The organism is Terrisporobacter sp., from assembly GCF_017888745.1.
Taxonomy (GTDB): Bacteria; Bacillota; Clostridia; order Peptostreptococcales; family Peptostreptococcaceae; genus Terrisporobacter.
In genome coordinates this window covers 1-2,474 of sequence record NZ_JAGHFM010000401.1, presented here as the reverse complement: position 1 = coordinate 2,474, position 2,474 = coordinate 1, and the positions used below count along the sequence as shown (strand labels likewise).

The following is a 2,474-nucleotide window of genomic DNA, read 5'->3' as shown; positions in this document are numbered from 1 at the left end:
TCTAAATTTAAAGAAACTAACATCATAACTTACTATTATTCTATTTAAATTATAATAATCTTTATTTATTTCAATTCCTTTTGGTATTTTAAAAATAATTTCTTCTTCTTTACCTGGATCTATACCCATAATCTTATCATCGTCCCATATATCCTTTTCTTCTCCTTTTATATAAAAATTGCCTATATTTTCACCCTCACCATTATAATCAAAACTAAGTTCCATCTCCTGCAAACTAGCTATATTTCTTGAGTTATTTTTTACAATAACACTTACAATATAATTGTATTTTTCTTCTTTGTAATCTTTATATGTAAATTTAATACTATTGTGTAAATCATCAAAAATCTCATCATTACTTGAACCTATAGTAAATAATCCAATTAATATTATTAGTGGTACACATATTATTAAACTAACCTTTATAAACTTTTTATTCATTTTTATATCCCCCACTTAACTTGCTATTTCTTTTTTTGTATATATTTTATTTGATACATACATTGAGATTAAGTATAAAAACATTGATATTCCGGTTCTTATAATTAAACTATTATCTTTTAAAATTGATATTGTTTCTGTAGTAGACTCAACACTGACGCTCATAGAAATAAACATACTTACAGTTATCATTACTCCTATTATTAAATTTATTAACACATAAGACTTTCTATATCCATACTTAAATATTATTGGAAATAAGATTGATATTAAGAAAAGAATTATACTTAAGATAGATAAAGTTGATTCTATAGTAAAATTATTAAATCCCCACATACGATTCATAAATTTTGAGTATAAAAAAGTAAATATAAAAGAAATTATAATTACTATAGTAGCAAGTAAATATTTGCTATAAACTATATCTTCTTTTTCTATAGGTAAACTATTAAAAAAGTAATCACATTTATTAAGTTCATCCAAATAGAAACTTCTAAGAATAAATATGTAACTTATAAAAAGTGGTATCATTATTACTGCTATAGGAAATAAAATAAAAGAAAATATTATTAAACCTATTATCAGTTTTGATATTGTTTTTATATCTGCTTTAAAGCAAGCAATTAAATCTTTTTTTAGTAAATTAATCATTTTCTATCACCTTCCCATAATAATAAATAATGTCTTCTAGACTTGCATTTTGAATATTATCACTATCTATTTCTACACTATTACCTATAATTAAACCTTCACTATAATAAGGCGTATCTTTTCGATTTATAAGAATGCTCTCTAGAATATCTAATTCTTCTTTACTACCTTTAATTATTTTGTAGCTTTCATTTATAGTATCCTTGTCTTTGCTAAATACTAGCTCTCCATTATTTATAAAAGTTATATAATCTGCTGCCCTACTTAGATCCTGAGTAATATGTGTTGAAATAATAACACTCTTATCTCCACATTCCAATTCTTCCTGAAGTATTTCTATCATTTCTTTTCTAAAAATAGGATCTAGTCCTGATGTTGGCTCATCTAGTATCAATAGCTTAGCATTATGAGAAAGTGCATTTGCTAACATAAGCTTTATATTTTGACCCTTTGACAAATTTTTTATTTTTGTATTTTTATCTATTTTGAATTTTAACAAGTAATTATCAAACTTATCCCTATCAAATTTTGAATAAAAGGATGAAACAATATTTTTAAAATCTTTAACTTTTAGATTCTCATAAAAGTATAAATTATCATAAACAAATCCTATATTTTCTTTAAACTCCTTAGGATTTTGTGATATATCTTTTCCTTGAAAATAAATTTTTCCTTCATCAACTTGTAGTAAATTCATAATTAACTTAATCAAAGTTGTTTTACCAGATCCATTTGGACCTATAAGCCCCATAATAAATCCTTCTTCTAAATGAAACGATATATTTTTCAACTCAAAGTTATCAAATTTTTTACTGACATTTTCTAATCTTAGCATACTATTCCCCCTCATAAAGACTTTCTAATGTAGAAATCAAATCTTCTTTTGATAATCCTAAACTATTTGATAAATTTATAGCTTCTTCCAATTTTAATTCTATTTCCCTCATCTTGGCCTCATATACTAGTTCCTTATTGAAATGAGACACAAAGCAACCTTTACCTGGAACTGTATTAATTAAGCCTTGTTTTTCTAATTCTTCATAAGATCTTTTAGTAGTTATAAAACTAATACCTAAATCTTTTGCTAAAGCTCTCATAGAAGGTAACATTTGATTTTCTTGTATTTTCCCGCTTAATATTTCCTCTTTGATTTGATTTACTATTTGCAAATATATAGGTGAATCTGAATTATTTGAAATAATAACCTTCATAAGTCCTCCTTTTATCTACACTTTTTAGATTTATTTCTTATAGTTATATATATTCCAACAAAAATTAATATTAAAATAGTAGGAACAAACATTACCAAAAGTGTATTAATTATTTGGAATAAAAGTTCTAATGAAATTGACATAAATCTTCTCCTTTTATATAAATTGTAT

The 2,474-nt window shown here is 23.9% G+C and carries 5 protein-coding genes; all 5 read right to left on the bottom strand.

Annotated elements, in window-relative coordinates; genetic code table 11:
* A partial coding sequence (locus J7G74_RS16465) for a hypothetical protein (protein WP_297137404.1) occupies positions 1–441 on the bottom strand: 441 nt, incomplete at its 3' end.
* 15 nt (positions 442–456) lie between these two features.
* A complete protein-coding gene (locus J7G74_RS16460) occupies positions 457–1,092 on the bottom strand; it encodes an ABC-2 transporter permease (protein WP_297137402.1) in 636 nt (211 codons plus the stop codon).
* Positions 1,085–1,927, bottom strand: a complete 843-nt coding sequence (locus J7G74_RS16455; protein ID WP_297137400.1) for an ABC transporter ATP-binding protein — start codon at positions 1,925–1,927, stop codon at positions 1,085–1,087. Before J7G74_RS16455 ends, J7G74_RS16460 begins: the two co-directional genes overlap by 8 nt.
* A 1-nt stretch (position 1,928) precedes the next feature.
* Entirely contained in the window at positions 1,929–2,303 is a 375-nt protein-coding gene (locus J7G74_RS16450; RefSeq protein ID WP_297137398.1) for a GntR family transcriptional regulator, read from the bottom strand.
* 11 nt (positions 2,304–2,314) lie between these two features.
* Complete coding sequence (locus J7G74_RS16445) at positions 2,315–2,446, bottom strand: hypothetical protein (protein WP_297137397.1); 132 nt, start codon at positions 2,444–2,446, stop codon at positions 2,315–2,317.
* Between the last annotated feature and the right edge of the window lie 28 nt (positions 2,447–2,474).

Bases quoted from the DNA above. Each gene is read 5' to 3' on its own strand.
- J7G74_RS16450 (WP_297137398.1), bottom strand. From the start codon at position 2,303: ATGAAGGTTATTATTTCAAATAATTCAGATTCACCTATATATTTGCAA.
- J7G74_RS16445 (WP_297137397.1), bottom strand. From the start codon at position 2,446: ATGTCAATTTCATTAGAACTTTTATTCCAAATAATTAATACACTTTTG.
- J7G74_RS16460 (WP_297137402.1), bottom strand. From the start codon at position 1,092: ATGATTAATTTACTAAAAAAAGATTTAATTGCTTGCTTTAAAGCAGAT.
- J7G74_RS16455 (WP_297137400.1), bottom strand. From the start codon at position 1,927: ATGCTAAGATTAGAAAATGTCAGTAAAAAATTTGATAACTTTGAGTTG.